This window comes from Yersinia bercovieri ATCC 43970 (genome assembly GCF_013282745.1).
Classification (GTDB): domain Bacteria; phylum Pseudomonadota; class Gammaproteobacteria; order Enterobacterales; family Enterobacteriaceae; genus Yersinia; species Yersinia bercovieri.
The window spans coordinates 3,807,559-3,827,709 of record NZ_CP054044.1; the positions used below are offsets into that span (position 1 = coordinate 3,807,559).

Consider the following 20,151-nt stretch of genomic DNA (forward strand, 5'->3'; position numbering starts at 1 on the left):
AAGTCCTTAGAATGTATTACAGCATGTTACATAGGATAGTTGAAAGAAAATACTGTTGTCGAGTTATTATAGAATATTGTTATTCCAGCGATTAATAGAGGTGAAAATGTGGTATATGCGTCAATTCCAGCACACTTAAGAATAATCTTAGTTAAAAGTATCGTGAAAATCCAATGATTGGAGATAAAATATTTTCACTAAGTGAATATCGCGACACAGTATCCTGTGAAAAGGCCGCACGATTTGGTTTTATGACGCCACTTACTGCTTAGAATTTTGATTATATAAAATATTCTTTATATTTAGGATCACAAACTCACACTATTATTGGCAAGGTCGACTATCACTTCCGTTATCATTATTAATAGAACTATTTCAAAATAACAAATAACCAAGAGAATACTATTAACAATAGAGTTAAACCACTCCTGTGCTCTAACATACTATTTTATATGACTAATATTATTATTTACGGGAGCCTACACATCTGCTCCCGTAAAAGGTAAATAAGTGCACGGAAAGAACCGAGGAGCTATTCACACAGATGAATTTAATTCACGTAAAGTGAGATATTGTGAACAAATTAATGGTAGCGCACTAAGTCACGGTTCAATTTACTTAAAAACTCGAAGCCGTTATTGGTAATGAGAATCATATCCTCTAACATAATTGAACCAACACCAATACCGTAATAAGGTGTTTCGAGACTTAATACCATTCCAGGACGAAAGGTTTCAGTTGCCAATGTACTCACAAAGGGGGCTTCTTCTAATCCTAAAAATACACCATCGCCATGCCCGAGATGACCTCGATTATAGTGCGGCAAGCCTGACTTTTTGATGACCTCCATGGTGGAATCAAAAACATCTTTTAATTTCACCCCAGGTGCTACCATCGATAACATATGTTCATGACCGATTCTGATGGTGTCATAGATCTGCTGCGTCAGTGGGTCTGGTTCCCCTAACACAAAGGTTCTTGCCAAATCCGCACCATAGCCGGCAACATCAACACCGCAATCAAACTTAATTAAGTCCCCCATTTTGGCCGGCGTCTCATCCGCAATAATTTTAGGTGAGAAGTTATCGCCAACCGCAATAAGATTGAAACGCGAAAAGTTAGTTTCCGGAAACGTCATGACGGCCGCTTTAAATGCGGCGGTTAATTCCGCAGCGGTACAACCGACACGAATTTTTTTAGCCGCACAAGCAATACCATATTCGGTAATTTCAGCGCTTTTTCGTAGATGTTTTATCTCCCACGGGCTTTTTATCACTCTTATTTCGTTAAATAACGGGGCGGAATCAACCAATTTTAACCCTGGGGCCACTTGATCCAACACTCTTTTACCGCCGTTGGACATTGCATTTAATTCAATAGCAATTGTCTTATTCATTACGCCCGCACTTTCCAGCGCCGCTTTAACTAAGCCGAAAACAGCTTCAACTGGCGGGCCAATCGGGCGCTCACTTTTTTTCTGATGATTGAGCGGATTACGTGGATCGTCGACATCAACCCATACTGGAAAAGTTTTCAGCTCCATATTGGGCATATCAAAGTGTGTGCTGGCAGCCTCAAACTCATTCATAATGATTTGCGAAGGAGTGGTGTCATCGCGAAACATGATAGCAACGGCCGCGCCGGTATGCCGGAAGGTATACATAAAGAAACTAGCAAACCCAGTCAGATAATAAAAATTATCACATACTGTGACCACCAAAGCATCTATCCCTTCTCGTTCCATTACCCTACGGGCGTTATGACTTACCGCGTCTAAATGCGCAATCTTTTCGTTATTCACCGAAACTGCCCTCAACTCTTTTCTTTATCTGTGAGTTGAATCATATACCCAAAGTCACTGAAGTTGCAGCCAGGCGGGTTATTATGGGCGAGATTCAACCGGGCAATCGAGGCAACTGCCCACCCCAGGTAGCTTATTACGTTGACAGCATGTACGGCGCTGCATACTGCCATTACGCAGAATAACAGTGCGAAAGAGTGGATTTTCTCGCCCGTCAGGCAAATATGGGGAGAGAAAAAGGTTTTCAATAATATCGTCAAAACCTTCAATTTCACCCAGCTTATTGCTGAATTCACGTAGATACCAAAACATCAAATAGCCAATGTTATTCCATATCAACCGGATATTAGCCTGCGGCTGATGCGCTATTTTCTCCATAATAGGAATAATATGGTGATCGAGTAGTAAATAGAGACGCGCCAATAGCGACGAGGGCGATTTGTCCAACCAGCTGTGCTGATAATAGATAGCTTCAGGTCGCCCCGTCGTATGAAATTTAATGCGAAATCTTTCCGGGCGAGTCTCTATAGTTGCGGGTAATACCAGTAACATCAATATGATAGGTGGAATAACCAGGCCAAAATACCACTGCCCCCAGAGTGAGTGCAGTGCTTTATGATTCGCTGTTAGTGCACCATCGTGGTAGTAGCTATTTTCATACGCTTGCATCAATCGTGGCAAACAGCTGTCAGCAGACCATTGGTTCAGTGTCAGACTCTCTTGCGGTATGACAACCGCATCCACATGAAAGGTTTCTGAGAAGTGTACGAATGTACGGGCAAACAAACTGGCGATTTCATCAGAAATCGCCGTTGTTGAAGGGATAATCACTTCAGCTGCATTCGACACAATCCATACTCCGCGGAACCTGTATGGTGGTATTATTACACTCAGTGATAATGATTATCAATAAAGTTAATTAATAATTCTCAACAGCATTCACTAGCCGTGATAGGAACGCCCCAACTTACCGCCCGTTAAATTAACCGCAATGTAGTATGAGATTTTGAATATCACGCAGCGGCAAGCTTTATTCGAGGCTGCAATTATGGTTTTTTCGCCAGCAAGGTCGCAAAACGTAATTTTATCCGATTGCCTTGGGCGTCAGTCTTATGCAATTGCCCAACATCTTCGTTGTACTTAATAATTTCCCAATTTTTATAGTAATGGCTTAACTCACCTGACTTTAACGTAAAGGAGAATGGCACCGTGCAGGGGAAGTCATCAGTCGACATGGCGGAGATAATCAGATTATAACCACCGGGCAAGGTACACTCTTGCATGTTGTTAATAATATGGGGGATTCTTTCCGGTTGCAGGAACATCAAAACCACCGTCGACAGAATAAAGTGGTAGCGGTTATCCAAACTGGCCTCATTGATGTCGTAGCTATTGGCCGTTATTTTTTGCAGTTCTTCTTGTGCAATGATCTGCTGTAAGTTACTGATGCTATCGGCACTCTTATCCAGCGCCGTAACATCAAAACCCAATAAATTCAGGTATAGCGAGTTACGCCCGGAACCACAACCTAAATCTAATGCTTTACCCGGTTGAACCCATTTTACCGCTTCAATCACTTCGGAGTGTGTCGGGGTTAAATTGTATTTCTGATGGTAAAAATCTTCTGCTGTGCAGTAAAAACTAAGCTGGCATTGCAGATCATCTGAGCAAGCTGCAATACGGTGCCAAACTTGTGGCTCAATAAACGGTGGCTGATGTTCATTTGAAAATGAGTGCCTTTCCAGGGTGTTTCCTGCTTCATCCAGAATCAGAAAATCCATCTCCCCGCTGAGAATAGTGAGTTTGGCCCAAGTGCCTGCTTTGGTATTGTGTTTCTCACGAAACATCGCTGGCACATCACTACTGTTCCAGAGAGGTAACTTTTTATAGCAAAGTAGCGTTGATCTATTTTCCATGCTGATACTCCTCAAATAACCTAAAGATGCATTTTATATGCAACATATAATACAGCATTCATCTGATCAAATGAAGCAGCAAGAAAACGCCTATTTAGTGATAACCCTACGCGAATTTAATTTTAAAAATCAATCAAATAGCATCACGCCAAGATATCAAGGGGCTTTAGGCTTGGCTATTTTTAGGTTTTCAATATGATCAGCAAGCTTTTGGATATCGTCATCTGACAGATGCGCTTTGGCTTTATTCCCCCTGCCGACAATCTTGCCATCACGCCGCGCAGTGAGGCCGTCAACTATTTCATTGCGAGATAATGATATTAGCGGAGGAGCTTTATCCAAACCTTTCCTGTCAGCCAAACGCCCATGGCAGCTTGAACAGGTTTGTTTATAGATATGCTCACCGTCAGTGGCCGCCTGTGTGGTTAAGCTAAACGTCATCATGCCCAGAGCCAACAGCATTAATTTCATTATGCACCCGTTGCCCATTGTTGGAACAACGCCGTCAAATCCTTCTCATTACGTGCACCCTGATGCAATTCAGTTACCTTGCCGCTTTGATCAATCAGAAAAGAGGTTGGCGTGCCAATAACCTGATAGCGCTCCTGCGTGATACCCAGTTGATCACGAATGACAGGGTAGCTGAGATTGCGTTGCACCAATACCGGGTTGATATCCACCTGCGCCGGATCGGTGTTGATAGCTACCACCACAATATCATTCTGATATTGCTGACTCAGCTTATCCAGTGTTGCCATTTCAGCCAGACAACCGCCACAGCTTGCCGACCAAAAGTTGAGGTATATCTGTTTACCTTTCCATTGATCGAGTGCGACCGGTTTACCTTGCATATCATAAGCTGCCAGTTGCGGGGCCACTTCCCCCACCGCAACATCTTCTTGTTTACAGGCGCTAAGCAGCAATAGCAGACTACAAAGGCCCACCGTTTTTAACCCGTTAAGCCACATGATGACGACTCTCTTCGTTAAGATATTTACCGTGCTGGAGTCGGATTATCCGATCAGCAACACAGCCTAAGTCTGGATTGTGAGTAACCATAACGATGGTTCTACCTTGGCGATGAATATGGTTTAACAGATCCAAGACCCGCTGTTCATTCTCTTCATCAAGGTTGCCGGTAGGTTCATCGGCAAAAATAATCGGCGGCTGATTGACCAGTGCGCGCGCAATACATACCCGCTGTTGTTCGCCACCAGAAAGCTGACTGGGTAAGTGACCCATACGTGGCGTCATCCCAACCTGCTCCAATACTTGCCGCGCCGCCTCTTCATCCACCACACTGTGGTAATGCTGCGCTAACATAATATTTTCTAGCGCCGTCAGGTAGGGGATAAGGTGGAACTGCTGGAAAACCAGCCCTATTTTGTCAGCCCGAAATTTCCGGCGCCCCTCTTCATCCAGGCCCGCAGCATCAATGCCATCGAGCAACACCTGCCCTTCGCTTACCGTGTCCAGGCAAGTCAGAATGTTCATCAACGTGGTTTTACCTGAGCCAGATGCCCCCATAATTGCCACAAACTCACCACGATTGATGCGAATATTGATATCTTCCAGCGCCGTCACCTGCCCGAAACGCTTATATAAGTGCCGGGTTTCAATGACAGCATCCGTAACTTGCTCAGGTTTCACCTGTGTTAGCTTTGATGTCATTTGCTACTCTCCTTTAAGGACTTTAGCGGGTTCAATATGAATAGCCCGGCGGGTGGGAACAATTGCCGCAACAGCGGCCACTAACAATGACAATACCAGTGTCAGCGGTAATACCGGGGCGCGTAAGGCTATTGACGCGCTGAATACTGTTTGCCCCAAGACTTGTGCCAATATATAGCCCAGCAAAGCACCACAAATTGCGGCAGCCAGCGAGATAATCAGGGTTTCGGTCAACATTTGGCGAATAATGTCACCACCACTGGCTCCCAGTGCTTTTTGTAAGGCAAACTCTTTCGCGCGCTCGCCCACGATAGCCATCAGTGTGGTATTGACACATAGGGAGGACAAAATAAGAATCACAACTGACACCAACCCCATTAGCCCTTTTATTTTATCGAGCACCTGCCCTTCAGAGGCGGATACCTTTCGAATTGGCCGAATTTCAAGGTCAGGGTATTGTTCACGCAGATGGCTGGCAAAAGTCTCGACCTGACCCACATCATTACTGACGCTAAGCAGCGCGTTACTGATATGCCCCGGTTGATTGAGCCATTTCTGGGCCAGTTCCAGGTTAACAATCAACATGTTATCGGTGGCATCGCCAGCCTCAACAATGCCTTTGATTTGCAGACGCTGCCGCGCACCTTCACTGACTAAGGTGAGGGTATCGCCCACTTTGACATGCAGCCGCTCCGCAAGTTTGACACCTATCATCGCGTTGCGATCATCAAAACTGACGCCAATCCAATTGCCAGTGACTTGCCAGTAAGGCACAAGCTGTTGCAGGGATTCAAACCACACCCCCATCAACACCACTTTCTCCAGTTCAGTCCGCGCCATGCCATAGATATAGGGGCTGGAGGCGTTGATAAGCCCTTTCGGGGCCGCATCAATGATTGGCTGGAATCGCGCTTGCTCAAATGAACTGCCATGCCCAGGGCCGATATAGAAATTCGCGCCGAAAGTGCGTAACTCCTGACTCATCTTGGCATTAATATCGAAATAGACGGCCGACATAGCCGTGACAATCGCCGCACCGACAGTCAGTGCCGCAAAGACCACACTGACCCGCTGCATCCGCAAGCGTAAGGCACGGAGCACGAGCCGCCAAAACATGCTATGGCTACCTTTATGTTGCACTGCCGGATGATTAGCGGCCATAGAGCACCTCCACCGGATAGAGGCTGGCGATACGCCGCGCAGGGAACCAAGTACCAATGACCGCAATCAAAATCGAGATCACCAACACACATGGCACCACCATCCAGGCGAAGCTCAATGGCGCACCAAACAGCATCAAGCCGATGGTTTTTGCTAACCCCCACCCCGCCAGACAGCCCGCTAAGCCCCCAATCAGACCACTGATAGCGGCCTCAAGATAGAACAACATCAGAATTTGCCACTGGCGCGCCCCTAATGCTTTCATCAAACCGATCTCTTTAGCCCGCTCCATAATGGTGCTGGTCATCAGTGATGCTATCCCCATGGCCGCGGCAATCAACGCCGCCACGGTGACGACTGCCAGTAGCAACTGTATTTTTTCAATCACCACCCCTTCCGATGCCGCCACCTGCCAGATGGGCCGGACCACTGATCCAGAGATGGCCTCTTCTAGTTGGTGGGCGATTGAAGAGACATAGGCGGTGCAATACCACAGGTCATACTCTTCGGCGTTGAGGGCCTCAAGATTTTCACGCGCTTTACGTGACAATTCGTTTTCCGGCACCGTCAGTGCCGATACCCGTACGGCCTGAATTTTCCCCGGCAGCCCCAGTAATGATTGCACTGCTGCCAGCGGTAACACCAGACGGCTCTCCTCTTCACCACCACTGCTCAATACGCCGCTTATCTTCACCGTTAACGGGCCAGAAACGCCGTTCAGATGCAGCTCATCGCCGGTTTTCCAGCCGGTTTGTTGCGCCAATTGTTTACCCAGCAGCGCCTGAACCTCGTGAGCATCGGCCTTGATTGGCTCTTGCGGCCAAGCGCCATTGACCTGCCAATATGGGCTGATAATTTGCTGACCCGTGTGGTAATCCTCTTCATCAGGCACATCCACTGGCTGATTAAAATAGGTGCCCAGTAGCGGAATAGTCTGCCCATTGATCTCAGTTTCACCGCTGAGTAATGGGGCGAAACCGACAATATTGTTACGCCAAAAAATGTCCTTAATATTGGGCAACTCAGCTTGATCCAGGAAATCCTGGCCACTCAGTGGATTACTCTGCTCACCAAACAGCGACGGCAGCGCAACCTGACCGGCAGGTTCAATCAGAATATTGGCACCATAAGATTTCAGCTCACGGGACATTTTATCGCCAATATCTATCGACACCGCCAACAGTGAAGAGATTAGCCCTGCGGCAAGGAATACCGTAAATACGGCCAGCGACTTGCGGCGGACATTCCTAAACCAAGACTGCTTGAGCATACGCCACAACATAATTATGGGTTCTCCTGAGTATCACTCTCTTCACTGCTGATAACTGGGGTGACAAATTGTTCTGGACTATCGCGGAAACGGTTGTAATTCGCCTCTGATGAGAAGAAGTAGGTTTTATCGCCATAACTGTACTTAAATTCGGCTTTTTGGTTAGTCAGGTGCGTTTTATCAACCGGATCAATGACATCTAATGTCACAACCGTGGTGAAGTAATTGACCCCGGCCTCCAGAGAGGCTTTGGGGATTACCAGCTCTTTATCATCACTTCGCCACTCTTCCAGCGGAATCGGATTGCATCCCCCCGCTTTGCCAATAGAAGGAATGAAAATATGCACCGCGCAAGCAACACAAATAACCTGATTACCCTCCATCACGTAGCCTTGGTCGCCACATAGCAGGCAGGCATCAAAGACCACACTAAGGCGCAAGCGGTCGGGATAGCGGTTAATAATGAAGAAACGTACGGCTTTGCCATCATCAGCGACCCAAACAAAACGGTGCAACTTGCCGTCCCGCACCTGCTCTACCGGAATATGGACTAAGCCATCTGCGGCTAGCGTGACGGGTAAGGCTTCGGAGAGTTGTGGCGGCTGAGAAGCCACTTTGTCCCAATAGAGTTGCGCGCCCGTCACCACAATCCATGCCAATAAAGCCAACACAAAAATCCTGCGCACATTGCGGTAAGCTGCCAAAGCTTTACGGTGAGCAATCGGCTCTGAATTTTCACTGACCATCTGGCGAGCATGGCGCAGCGGCAGCAGATAACAGAGGGTCGTCAATGCCAGTAGCAGCGCACAAATATAGCTGAGCCAGGCATGTCCGTTAGTCACCAAAGCAACATAACTGAGCAGTGATTTGGTTAACGGCAACACCTGCAACTTCATCAGTAGCAGGATAGCATCGCCACTCAACGGCAAAATGAGTAGCAGTGTTAATAGCAGTAACAGCGGCCAGCGGCAGCGTGGCAGTTGCCGAATCATCATCAGCAATAATACTGCACAGAAAATTACCCAAGCGAATGCGACGATAATAGCCGCCAGATTGAGAAGCAGGTCAGTGTTGATAACATGGATGTTGGTAAACGCCCCCAAATTAGGGTTATTACCCCAATTGAGTGCTGCGCCGAATACCAGAACTGCCTGCCAGAAGTAGCCTAATGAGCGGCGGGGAGTGAATTGACTGAATAAGAGTAACAACAGCGCGAGAAGTTGAATCCCCGCCAGTACTAACTGCAACTGCTGCGATTTAGGGTAATGAGTACCGGCCCATATCCCGACTATAGCCATAAGTATTGTTATCCATACCACCCGACTCAATGCAGGGGCGGGACGAATCACCCAACTTAACCCCAGTAGCAAGGCCACGGGCAAAAAGGCTTGTAGCACGGAAACAAAAAAATAACTCATTAGCACACACCTTGGGCAAGGAGATCACAACACCTGCCAGTTATCACTGATCAGCACTTATAGGTGCTGATAGCAACAATTGCCTGACCGCTCTATATCAATAAAAAAAGCCGCGATCACTCATTAGTCATCGCGACCATTACTATCAATTCAAGCCGGTATATTTAAAGTCATAGCTCACATCAAACGGCTTCCACCAACGACCAACACCTGTTTCGCTATCTGTATGGCGATGTAAACCGGCTTTGGATGGCTCGCTAATGTGATAGGTCACTTTATAGTTACCCACCCCCATCATTTTGATGTTAGCGCCGTAGTGTGGGCCATCGCTGGCAACCATTGGCATAAAGGTGCCTTCTTGTTTAGCGCCTGTGTCAGTATTCACCAAGGTGTAAGCGATAGTCAGGTAGGGCATCCATTCGCCAGCACCGAAACCATTTTTATTGCCTTCAGTTGCATGGATATCAGCTTCCAGATGGATGTCGGCTTTCGCGGCTGGCAAGCCCATGCCGCGAGGTTCCATATCAATCGGCTGTAAGTAGACCGCCGCAATTTCCATATCATTAATTTTGATAGGTTCGCCAGCTGGATACTCTTTAAAGGCAAAAGCAGCCGGTGCTGCAAAAATGCTGGCAATGATGCTGCTGGCAATAATCGTTTTCTTCATGGTCATGTAGCACACCCTCTGGTATCAAATGATAAGTACATTGTCGTAATTCACACCGGCATCATGCCGGACCATTATGCTGGGATAGCATGACCGCGCCGTTGCATTACCCAAAGGGCAATCAGTGCAGCAATCAGTAATATCCCTTGGGGAATCAACGTCTCCAGGTATGGATAGATCCCCAACCAACTAATTTCAGGTACGCCCGGTAGCAGGGTCGGCTCAAATAATTTACCCTCAATCAGCTCAAGGACACTCTTACCGGCGAAGACAAACGCCATCAGATACATAAAGCCACCGGTAAACATAAAGAAGGGTTTAAGCGGCAATTTGACCACGGTAAAGCGCATGACTAAATAAGCTACCAGCAGGAAAACAGAACCAACGCCAAAACCCGCCAGAATCGACAAGTGGCCACTGGTGCTACTGGCATCGCCCATCAAGGCCAGATAGAACAGCACGGTTTCGGCCCCTTCGCGGTACACCGCCAGGAAGCTGGTTAGCCATAACCCTATCATTGAGCCGCTACTGAGTGATTTGGAGAACTTCCCTTCGAGATAGGCTTTCCATTGGCGTGCTTCTGTTTTGGATAGCAGCCAATAGCTCATGGAGAACAGCATCACCACGGCGATCATCATGGTGAAGCCCTCCAGCAACTCGCGGCTTTGCCCTGAATTGGCAAAGAGCCACTGGAAGACAAAGGCGGTGAGTACACTGGCAATTAATGCCACTACGACTGATTGGCGAATCAGCGGCAGTTTGTCCTGATGGTTGTTTTTGACCAGATAAGCGACGATAGCCGCCACAATCAGCAAGGCTTCCAGACCCTCGCGGACAATGATCAGCAGGCTGTAGATAAACAGGCTCCAGTTGGTTTCATCCCCGCCACCTAACATCACGACCGCGCTGGAGAGATCGTTTTGCAAGGCCACTGCTTCAGCTTGCAACTGTTCGGCCGGCTGCCCCGCTTTCATCAGGCTAACCAGGCGGGTGAAGTGGCCTTCTAGTGTTGATTTAAACGCCGCATCACGTGAACCAACTTTGTTCTCCATACCACTGGCTTCAAACAGATCAAAATAGGTGTCCTGTACCGCCAGCATGGCAGGTGCGGTCTGCCCCTTTTGGTACTGGCCGATAGCAGCTGTAATGGCCTGATTTATTTTGTCGGAAACCGCAGCCCAATCAGCATTGGCCTGTTCATCAGTATTAGCACCTGCCGCAGAGGATTGCCCGACAATGGGTTGATCGGCGCTGACTTGCTGCTGCTCCCGGGTGGTGGGTAACCCCGGCAGTATCTCTTCAATGGTTTGCAACAAACCCGTGACGCGATAAGCGACCTCCGTCATTTGGTCAGGTTTGCTGGTTAAATCGATTAATGCAGTGAATTGTTGGTTAATCGCGGCGGCGTCTTGTGCGGAACGATTGCCCCGCACTGACATCTCCATTTCAGAGTTTTTAAAGCCCTGATAGTGCGCCTGTTGCACACTCTGGCTGGCGGCGGCGAAATTGCCGGCCTGATACTCACTGATAGCCTGCGCCAATAAATCATCGATAATTTTGAAGCTCTGCTGCCAGTACACCGCAATGTCACTGTTTTCATATGCCGCATGTTGTTGTTCAGCAGTAAGCTTATGACCATCAGTCAGGACGGGCAGTACCCCTGCCAGCTCACTTTTAAGCCAGTTGATTTTATTATCAACCTCAGCTTGCGGCCGCCCCTCGCCAATCATGCGGCGGATTTCACCAAAAGCCGCTTCCATCTGATAACTCTTTTGGGCAGAGATATTGATGCGAATCGGCCCCTCTAGGTTTTCAAATAGTTCAAAATACGCCATCTGCACCGTGGTGCGGGCTTCATTACTGTTCTGTTGTTGATAGAGCTGAGACGTTTTATCAAGACGGGATTGGATATCATTGACCAGTTGCTGGTAATCCACAGCGGCCCACGCTAATGAACCTGAAAGCCACCAGCAGCAGCAAAGTAGAATAATTTTGTGCCAAATTCGCATAATTGAGTAACGCACATGGAGTGATAATGAGATTTATTAACATTAACACTAAACAAAGGAAATGTGTCTTGATCCGTATCAAAAAATATTTAGTCTCTTGAAGTTTTGTTTAGAAATGCGGAGCACCCCGCAATTATGGGCTAGGGAAACACGCTTTTCTAGCCAGTCTCTTGGCCTATCTCAGGCGGCTTAGCTGTGATTTTAGCTGTGATTGATAAGCAGAAAAAACTCGCCTGCTGCGGAAATACCACAGGTGAAAGTGACCTAAATCCGCAGACAGGCGCTTATTTCAGTAAATATATAATCCGAGTTAAATAGTTAATTAATAATATTTATTATCCAGTCACTGGTATTAAATCAGAAGAAATACTTAAATCTGGCACGAACGCCATAACGATCATCGTTTTCGCCATTCACCACTTTATTATTTTCAGCAACTTCCAATTTAGACCAGTAGGCACCAAGGTATAAATTAAAGTTATTCATATCCATAATATTGGCAATTTTATATGAGGTATGAATTGTGTGCACATCATATTTGTCTGGTGAGGTTAATATCCCGGAAGTTATCACGCCAGCATTCGCACTGTTGAAATATTCAATGTCGTTATGTGCGTAGATATAACCAATTTCAAAGTTTCGCCATAAGATATTAGCACCGGCACTGAAGTTCTTCTCATTGGTTGCATCCATATAAGCCGAACTCAAGTTTGCCACAATACCATTTTCGGGGTCTTTATCCTGATTATTAAAGGTGAAGGTGGCACCATAACCATTACGTTTAGACTGATCCTGCCACTCTCCCTGGTCATCCCGGTAGCCATAGGCATTGCTAATGACGTTACTTTCCATGGCGATGGCCGCAGAGAGGCTCTCTTGTTTCCACGAAATAACCGGGCGAACATAAGCCACATTTTTTTCGTTTTCCAGCGTATTGCCATGGTAAGTACTATTGGCAAATAGTGAAGTACCATCTTTTAAGATGGTGTTAACTTCAAAATACCAGTTACCCAGATATTTGCTTACCAAGAAGTTGCCGCCATTATTGCTGCGCCCACGCCCCTCTTTCATCATATAGATGTAGCCATAGCCGTCACTATATAAGTCATTCGCGGTGTTCCCTGAGTGCTGGACAAAAGTATCCTGATTCAGTGGGAACATATCGTAAGCTTCAAAGCGGCCGACTTTAACTTTCCAGTCTTTTTCATGGCCAAAGAAGAATGCCGCATCATCAAGGTTCATGCTGCCGCCAACGTCAGCTAATGGCTGCACGGTAAAGCCCGCAAAGTTGCCATTATTCAGGCGGCGATAACCATCCAGGCCAATCAGAATTCGTCCATTAATATCCCATTGCTCCCGGCTACCTGCTTTCCAGTCTTTATTTGCACTGGTACGTAATGAGGTGAGTTGTCCGCTCTTACTGGCCGCGTCCATATTAATTTCAACATCACCATATAACTTAAGATTCCCTTGAGGGGTTTCCCAGGTCACTTCAGCTAACGCAGGCAATGATAAAAGACTGGTAAGTCCAACCAGTATAAACTTATTCATATTGACCATCTCTATTTAGGATAATGTGAAGTAAAGGATACTTTCATAATCTATAGGCAACACTCTGCCACTCGATTTTAAAGAGTTAATAATTTATTTATTGTTATACCCAGAAGCATTAATTGGCAAATGACCCGCCATGGTTAAATATTCATATTTGACCTCTGCGAAATAGTTAATATCTATTTTTATTTGAGACAGCTAATTATGGCGCGTTAATTATACTCGCTGATACAGTAATACTATTTCATTGCTTAACGCACGGGCTAATAGTGATGTCATTAAGTGATCCTGCGCATGGACCATAATAAGTGTCATCGGCGTTTTGGCTTCACCTGCATCTTGTTCAATCAGCTTGGTCTGCATACGATGCGCCGCTTTGGTGAACCCATCAGACTCCGCTAACAGGGTATGAGCCTGGGTGAAATCCCCTTCCCGCGCGGCGCGCAGGGCTTCAAAGCATAAGCTTCTGGCTTGACCGGCATTGACGATGATCTCCATGACCGCCTCTTCAAGATCAATCATTTTTCTCTACCTCATCAAAACCTTGGTTATTAGCGGTTGCCGCGAACCATTCACCACTCTTCTTCACTATGCGCTGTTGGGTTTTCAAATCTAACTGCACAAAACCATAGCGGTTTTTGTAAGCATTACACCATGACCAGTTATCAATAAATGTCCACATATGATAGCCCAGGCAGTGACTCCCTTCGGCTAATGCGCGGTGAACCCATTTTAAATGTTCAGAGACAAACTCAATACGATAGTCATCATTAATCTGCCCGTGCTGGCTAAAGCGCTGTTCGTTTTCAACGCCCATGCCATTTTCTGAAATAAAGCAGCGTGGATTATCATAATTTTCACGCAAGTTAGTCAGAATATCGTAAATACCGGGTTCATAAATTTCCCAACCTCGATGCGGATTCATTTTGCAGCCCGGCATCTGATAGTAATCAAATAACCATTCCGGCATAAATGGTGCATCAGGGTTAACCCGGCTATCCCGACATTTTATTCTACGCGGCTGATAATAATTAATGCCGAGCAGATCGACTTTCCCTTCTACGATTAATGCACTGTCACCGGGCTGGCAATCAGGTAATTGATCGTAATCTTTCAGTAAAGCGACAAGTTCTGCCGGATATTCGCCACGTAATACCGGGTCGAGAAAACTGCGGTTAAACAGCAAATCTGCAATGTTGGCCGCTTTAACATCCGCCGGATTCTCGGAGCGAGGGTAGGATGGCGTCAGATTTAAAATAATACCTATTTCACCACCTAATTCGCGCTGACGGTATTTTTTTACCGCTAAAGCATGGGCCAGTACGGTGTGATAGGCCACAGTGGCGGCGCGCTTGAAATCGACGACATTGGGGTAATGAAAATCGTACAGATAACCACCTTCAACCGGCACGATAGGCTCATTGAAAGTAAACCAGTGTTGCACCCGATCGCCAAAGAGACGGAAGCAGGTGTCAGCATATTCTGCATAGGAGTCAACCACATAGCGACTTTCCCACCCCCCCTGTTCTTGCATCACCGTCGGCATATCAAAGTGGAACAGATTGATAAACGGGGTTATCCCCTGCGCCAGCAATTGGTCAATCACCCCATTGTAGAAATCCACCGCCTCTGGATTGACTTCACCCCGCCCCTTGGGCATCAAGCGCGCCCAGGAAATTGAGGTGCGAAAACTATTGTGATTTAGCTGTTTCAGCAGGGCGATATCTTGCTGCCAGTGCTGATAAAACGTCGACGTCTGCTGCGGGCCAATTTGCTGATGAAAGCGCCCTGGCTGCTTGGCATACCAGGTGTCCCAGACAGTCGCACTTTTGCCACCACTCAGACTTTCGCCTTCAGTTTGCGGGGCGGAACTGGCGCTGCCCCACCAGAAATCACGTGGAAATTGATACTTCATTATACTCTCCGTAACACGAATCAAATTAGGATCTAGCGAGTTTCAGCTGCTTCAGCAAAGCTCTGTTGTTGCTCTTTTTCTTCGTCAGCTTTCAGCAGACTGCGCTCATAAGCCTTGAGGAATGGGTAGTACATCACCGCAGAGAACAGCATACATAACAAACACATCACCACCGGGCTAAAGGCCCAATTTGCAGCCCAAGAGGCACCAATAGGTGCAGGTGTGGTCCATGGCGTTAATGAGACAACTTGTGCGATCCAGCCCAACTTGGTGGCGATATAAGCCAATGTGGCATTGATCATCGGAACAAAGATAAAGGGCAGGAAGAACACCGGGTTCATGATGATCGGTGCACCAAAGAGAATCGGCTCGTTGATATTAAAGAAGCTCGGCACAATCCCCATCTTGCCAATAGTTCGCAAGTGAATAGCTTTGCTGCGCAGTAACAGGAAGGCCAGCGGTAGCGTAGAGCCAACACCGCCAATCAATAAGTAGTGGTCCCAAAAGCCTTGCAGGTAGATATGGGGCAGCGGTGCGCCCGCGGCTAATGCCGCCTGATTCAGTGCCAGATTGGTCATCCAGAACGGGTTCATAATACCAGTGACAATTAGGGCACCATGAATACCCGCAAACCACAATATTTGGCAGAGCAATACTGACAGCAAAATAGCTGGCAACGAATCTGAAGCTGAAACCAGAGGTGCTAACAGATGCATGATCGCTTCAGGAATAATCATTCCGGTGGATGATTCGATAAATAAGTTCAGCGGGTGCAGAGTCGCGACCACGGCCACCACGGGGATCAGGATCTCAAAGGAGCGCGCAACACCGGTTGGCACCTCTTTTGGTAAACGAATGGTGATATTGTGGCGCTTTAAAAATGCATACAGTTCAGTGGAGTAGACCGCAGTCACGATGGCGGTAAAAATCCCCTGGCCGGAGAAGTATTGAGTTGAAATATGGCCATCGGCGTAAGGTGCCGCCACCAGCAAGAATGACATCAATGCCAGCAGGCCCGTCATGATGGGGTCGAGCTTATATTGCCGCCCCAGACTTGCGCCAATCCCAACAGAGATAAAGAAGGTCATCACCCCCATGCTGAGATTGAAAGGCAACATCAGCTGATTGCGATAGGTACTGGAGAAATTCAGCCATGCACGCGCAAAAGCCCAACTGGTATCAGCCGAAAATGGCGGGAAGATAAAGACCAGCATAAACGAGCCGATGATCATAAACGGCAGCGCCGAGGTAAAACCGTCGCGGATCGCGATAATGTACTTTTGTTGCCCTAATCGCCCGGCCAGCGGCGTGATGGTTTGCTCTATCATCCCAACCATTGTTTGGTAAAGAGAACTCATTGCAGATACCTTTTATTTCACTGCATTAATAAGAGATAAGGCGAAGTCGAGGACCTTATCACCGCGTTGCATGCCGTAATCCATCATGTCGATGGTCATCACCGGGATCCCCAACGGCTCAGCTATCGCAGCTAAATCCCGTTGCATGTATTTCACCTGCGGCCCTAGCAGCACAACCTGATAACGGCCGAATTGCTCATTGAACTCGCTGGCACCAAAAGCATCAATTTGAACCTCAACTCCACGGGTTGCCGCCTCAGCCAGCATTTTTTTCACCAGCATACTGGTGGACATCCCCGCAGAGCAGCACAACATTATTTTTTTCATTACCTACAGCCTCACTGTCATCTTGCCATGTTGTCATATTGAGCCTCATTGGAAACAAAATGGAAACCGGTTTCCATCCAAACAACAGAGATATGAGAGCGCGCTCAAATATTTACTTACTGAAAGATATGCAGTTGTGAAAGACATCACAAAAAGCTAAGCAGGAATCAAGGTTTTACTGGATACTCTCTGGTAACAACGGTTTCCGCAAAGGCAATCAGGGTATAGAATGGGTGGCGTTGGATTGGAACCAAGGATAAAAGGAACTGATAAGGCCCTCTGGCCATTGATCAGATAAAGTGGAGTGAAGTTATGTCGACTATTAATGATGTATCACGGTTAGCCAACGTATCTAAAGCCACTGTGTCTCGGGTGTTGAGCGGGTCGCGCGGGGTCAAGGAAGAGAGCCGTCTGGCAGTCATGAAAGCAGTTGAAATTCTTAACTATAAACCGAATGTGATCGCGCAATTTCTGACCGCACAGTCAACGGGCTGCATTGGGGTGATTTGTGCCACTGAACACATTCAGCAAACAACCAGTTATCTGTTTGCTCTGGAAAAACAGTTTAGTCAGCATCAAAAGCACCTATTACTGCGCTTTGCGGACAACAGTGTCGGGGTCACCAACGCCGTCACTGAGCTTGCCAATGGTCTGTGTGATGCCATTATCATCATCGGCGCGCGCTTTCCGCTGCCGCCACCCGATGACAAGACCATCATGATTGATTGCCTTGAATCCTCGACCCCTAACAGCATTTTATTCGACCACTCATTCGCGGCAGAGACCGCCTGCCACTATCTGGTCAGTCAGGGCCGTCGGCATATCGCGCTGCTAAACCATGCTTCGGGAACTGTGGCGGAGCAGACACTACTGGGTTATCAGCGGGCGCTAGAAAATTACCTGATCCCCTATAATCGCAGTCTGGTGATGGGGAGTGTTCTCTCCTCTTCCGAGGCACTACAGACACTGTTGAACAATGGCGTGCAGTTTAATGCCCTGCTGGTGATGGATGAAATTGAAGCCCAAAAAGCGATTGCGCTGCTGCATCTCTTCAAGCGCACCGTGCCGGATAAAGTGATGGTTTTCAGCCTGGATGGTTCGGTGCAATTACCGGGGGTTCCGGCAGTACCCGCCATAGAGTATTCGTTGGAAACACTGGCCAGAAAAGTTGTCGATCTGATTGATGCCCGGGCGGGTAATCATGTCAATCCACAAGTTTTCCGGGGAAATCTGGTGGTTCCGCACGGTTTAACCGAATAACATTTACAGTTCTCGTCCATTACCGTGGTGACGTTACAGAACGCAGGTGATTAGCGGTGGGATGAAGTTCTGACCAGAAAGGAGAGTGACAGCGGCAATCCTCATCGCCCACCGTCACTCTTTTTTAGAATACTTTTTCTAACAATATCGCCACTTACTTACCGGCTTTGGGGTCCAGATTATCCGCAGGCAATTCACCCGGTAGATAGTCAGGTAAGCGACCGGCAGGGAAAATAGCCAACAGCGATAGCAACGCCATGATCAGCAAGCCAAATTTCAGTGCTCGTAACCGTGCTTCTTCGTTGACGCGCACCGCTTCTGCAACCTGTTCAGGGGTTGCGGTGGTCTGTGCTAACACCCCTTGCAGGCGGTCATTACTGACGAAGTTGATGCTATCCATATTGACCTGAGCCTGAATCTCTGGCGTCAGAATTGGCGTTTCAGCCACACCGCGCATCACGTTGGCACTTAATAGGCCCACCAGCAAAGCACCGGCAACCGCCGTACCGATGGCGTTAGCCAGGTTGTTGGTGGTGCCGCGCAGTGAACCCACATCACCTGCCAGTGCTTTAGGTGATGCACTGACCAACACGTTGAACAGCAAGGTAACCAGCGCCCCCTGAGCAAGGCCGAAGATCACCAGACCTATCAGAACGGCGAACTCACTCCAGTTATTTCGCACCACAAATGCCAGCCACAACAGGGCGATGGTACAAGTGATAAAACCATAACGGCCAATTTTACGTGGCGTCAGTCTCTTGTAGAAGCGGACAATCAGCATCGCCGAGAAGAACACCGACAAGTTAAACGGCATCATAGCGATCGCCGTTGCCATTGGGGTACTGCCCTGTACGATTTGAATGTACAGCGGAACAGAGAAGTTCAACATCGCTTCCAGTGCCACCACGGCGAACATGGCAAACACGGCGGCTTTCTCGGTGGATGAAGTAATCACTTCCAGTGCCAGTAACGGCGTCTTACCTTGCTCCTGGCGACGACGTGTCCAGACCACAAACGCCTGACCCAACACGATACCCAGTACAATCATAAATGGCGCAGGTGAGAAGCCCAGCAGATCAAATGGCGCACCGTCACGCACTAAACCGAAACCCCAGCGGTTCAGGTTATTGAAGCCGAATGACAGCAAAATAATGGCCGAAGCGGCGAGAACCACACCGATGATATCGATGCCCACTTCTGGACGGCCCTTATCCGCTTTCAAGCGGAAGCTCAGTACAAAGATGACTGCCGACAACACAATCAAAATACCAAACGCCGGACGCCAGCCAATATAAGTCCCGAGAATACCGCCAATCAGAAACGCCGCCACACCGGCACCGGCACGGGCAGAACCCAAAGCGCCGAGCGCGGTAGCCTGTTGCGTACCACGGTAGTTTTCAGCAATCAGCGCCACCAATGCTGGCACCAAGGCCGCACCCGCCAGACCACTAAGTGCCTGCGCACTGATCATCACAGTAACATTCGGGCTGAATGTCATCATGACCTGTGCGATGCCGAACAACAGAACAGTGCTGCGGAACACCACCAATGGCCCAAAACGCTGATTGAGTTTGGCACCCAACATAACGAAACCGGCAACTGACAGTGAGTACATCACGATAGCGGTCGCAATTGTCGTGGGTGGCACATTAAAACTTTTGACCATTCCCCCCAAGGCGACCGGCAGAGAGGCAACGTTGAATGACATTAAAATCTGAGCTAATGCGATGGTTATCATCGGCACCCAGGACTCTTTAACTTCCGCACCTGCGCGGTGAGTTGATTGATTCGCCATAAATTTCTCTATCCTTTTGACATGTATTC

The 20,151-nt window shown here is 47.8% G+C and carries 18 protein-coding genes; 1 reads left to right on the plus strand and 17 read right to left on the minus strand.

Features of this window, described 5'->3' with window-relative positions; genetic code table 11:
- Positions 1-583: 583 nt before the first annotated feature.
- From HRK25_RS17280 to HRK25_RS17355, 16 genes are all read right to left on the minus strand, one after another.
- Entirely contained in the window at positions 584-1,801 is a 1,218-nt protein-coding gene (locus HRK25_RS17280; RefSeq protein ID WP_032896842.1) for a M24 family metallopeptidase, read from the minus strand.
- A gap of 81 nt (positions 1,802-1,882) precedes the next feature.
- Positions 1,883-2,650 carry a siderophore-iron reductase FhuF gene (fhuF, locus tag HRK25_RS17285; protein ID WP_005271892.1) on the minus strand — a complete coding sequence of 256 codons (768 nt, stop codon included), beginning with the start codon at positions 2,648-2,650 and terminating at the stop codon, positions 1,883-1,885.
- A 197-nt stretch (positions 2,651-2,847) separates the two neighbouring features.
- On the minus strand, positions 2,848-3,717 hold the full coding sequence (gene tehB / locus HRK25_RS17290; protein WP_005271889.1) for an SAM-dependent methyltransferase TehB: 870 nt from the start codon (positions 3,715-3,717) through the stop codon (positions 2,848-2,850).
- 156 nt (positions 3,718-3,873) lie between these two features.
- Entirely contained in the window at positions 3,874-4,188 is a 315-nt protein-coding gene (locus tag HRK25_RS17295) for a c-type cytochrome (RefSeq protein ID WP_032896840.1), read from the minus strand.
- Positions 4,188-4,685: a TlpA family protein disulfide reductase gene (locus HRK25_RS17300; protein ID WP_032896839.1), complete on the minus strand. Its 498-nt coding sequence runs from the start codon at positions 4,683-4,685 to the stop codon at positions 4,188-4,190. The genes HRK25_RS17295 and HRK25_RS17300 overlap by 1 nt, the downstream gene beginning before the upstream one ends.
- A complete protein-coding gene (locus HRK25_RS17305; RefSeq protein WP_005271884.1) occupies positions 4,675-5,388 on the minus strand; it encodes an ABC transporter ATP-binding protein in 714 nt (237 codons plus the stop codon). The genes HRK25_RS17300 and HRK25_RS17305 overlap by 11 nt, the downstream gene beginning before the upstream one ends.
- Positions 5,389-5,391: 3 nt before the next feature.
- Positions 5,392-6,504 carry an ABC transporter permease gene (locus tag HRK25_RS17310; RefSeq protein ID WP_032896891.1) on the minus strand — a complete coding sequence of 371 codons (1,113 nt, stop codon included), beginning with the start codon at positions 6,502-6,504 and terminating at the stop codon, positions 5,392-5,394.
- Between the two features lie 34 nt (positions 6,505-6,538).
- Positions 6,539-7,831 carry an ABC transporter permease gene (locus tag HRK25_RS17315; RefSeq protein WP_005271879.1) on the minus strand — a complete coding sequence of 431 codons (1,293 nt, stop codon included), beginning with the start codon at positions 7,829-7,831 and terminating at the stop codon, positions 6,539-6,541.
- A 2-nt stretch (positions 7,832-7,833) separates the two neighbouring features.
- Positions 7,834-9,237: a Fe-S-containing protein gene (locus HRK25_RS17320; RefSeq protein ID WP_005271877.1), complete on the minus strand. Its 1,404-nt coding sequence runs from the start codon at positions 9,235-9,237 to the stop codon at positions 7,834-7,836.
- A 145-nt stretch (positions 9,238-9,382) separates the two neighbouring features.
- Positions 9,383-9,910, minus strand: coding sequence for an iron transporter (locus HRK25_RS17325; RefSeq protein WP_004390794.1), 528 nt, complete (start codon positions 9,908-9,910; stop codon positions 9,383-9,385).
- A 68-nt stretch (positions 9,911-9,978) separates the two neighbouring features.
- Positions 9,979-11,913: an FTR1 family iron permease gene (locus HRK25_RS17330; protein ID WP_032896837.1), complete on the minus strand. Its 1,935-nt coding sequence runs from the start codon at positions 11,911-11,913 to the stop codon at positions 9,979-9,981.
- 357 nt (positions 11,914-12,270) lie between these two features.
- A complete protein-coding gene (locus HRK25_RS17335; protein WP_005271867.1) occupies positions 12,271-13,473 on the minus strand; it encodes a carbohydrate porin in 1,203 nt (400 codons plus the stop codon).
- Positions 13,474-13,683: 210 nt separating this feature from the next.
- Complete coding sequence (locus HRK25_RS17340; protein ID WP_032896835.1) at positions 13,684-13,989, minus strand: PTS lactose/cellobiose transporter subunit IIA; 306 nt, start codon at positions 13,987-13,989, stop codon at positions 13,684-13,686.
- A complete protein-coding gene (locus HRK25_RS17345) occupies positions 13,982-15,382 on the minus strand; it encodes a glycoside hydrolase family 1 protein (RefSeq protein ID WP_005271860.1) in 1,401 nt (466 codons plus the stop codon). Before HRK25_RS17345 ends, HRK25_RS17340 begins: the two co-directional genes overlap by 8 nt.
- Positions 15,383-15,414: 32 nt before the next feature.
- Complete coding sequence (locus HRK25_RS17350) at positions 15,415-16,740, minus strand: PTS sugar transporter subunit IIC (RefSeq protein WP_032896833.1); 1,326 nt, start codon at positions 16,738-16,740, stop codon at positions 15,415-15,417.
- Positions 16,741-16,752: 12 nt separating this feature from the next.
- Positions 16,753-17,067 carry a PTS sugar transporter subunit IIB gene (locus tag HRK25_RS17355; protein WP_005271856.1) on the minus strand — a complete coding sequence of 105 codons (315 nt, stop codon included), beginning with the start codon at positions 17,065-17,067 and terminating at the stop codon, positions 16,753-16,755.
- A 312-nt stretch (positions 17,068-17,379) separates the two neighbouring features.
- On the opposite strand from HRK25_RS17355, the gene HRK25_RS17360 reads away from it, so the two are divergent.
- Entirely contained in the window at positions 17,380-18,327 is a 948-nt protein-coding gene (locus HRK25_RS17360; protein WP_005271854.1) for a LacI family DNA-binding transcriptional regulator, read from the plus strand.
- Between the two features lie 154 nt (positions 18,328-18,481).
- On the opposite strand, the gene HRK25_RS17365 is transcribed toward HRK25_RS17360, so the two are convergent.
- The gene (locus HRK25_RS17365; RefSeq protein ID WP_049602478.1) at positions 18,482-20,122 is read right to left on the minus strand and encodes an MFS transporter; all 1,641 of its coding nucleotides are present in this window, start codon (positions 20,120-20,122) and stop codon (positions 18,482-18,484) included.
- Positions 20,123-20,151 lie beyond the last annotated feature (29 nt).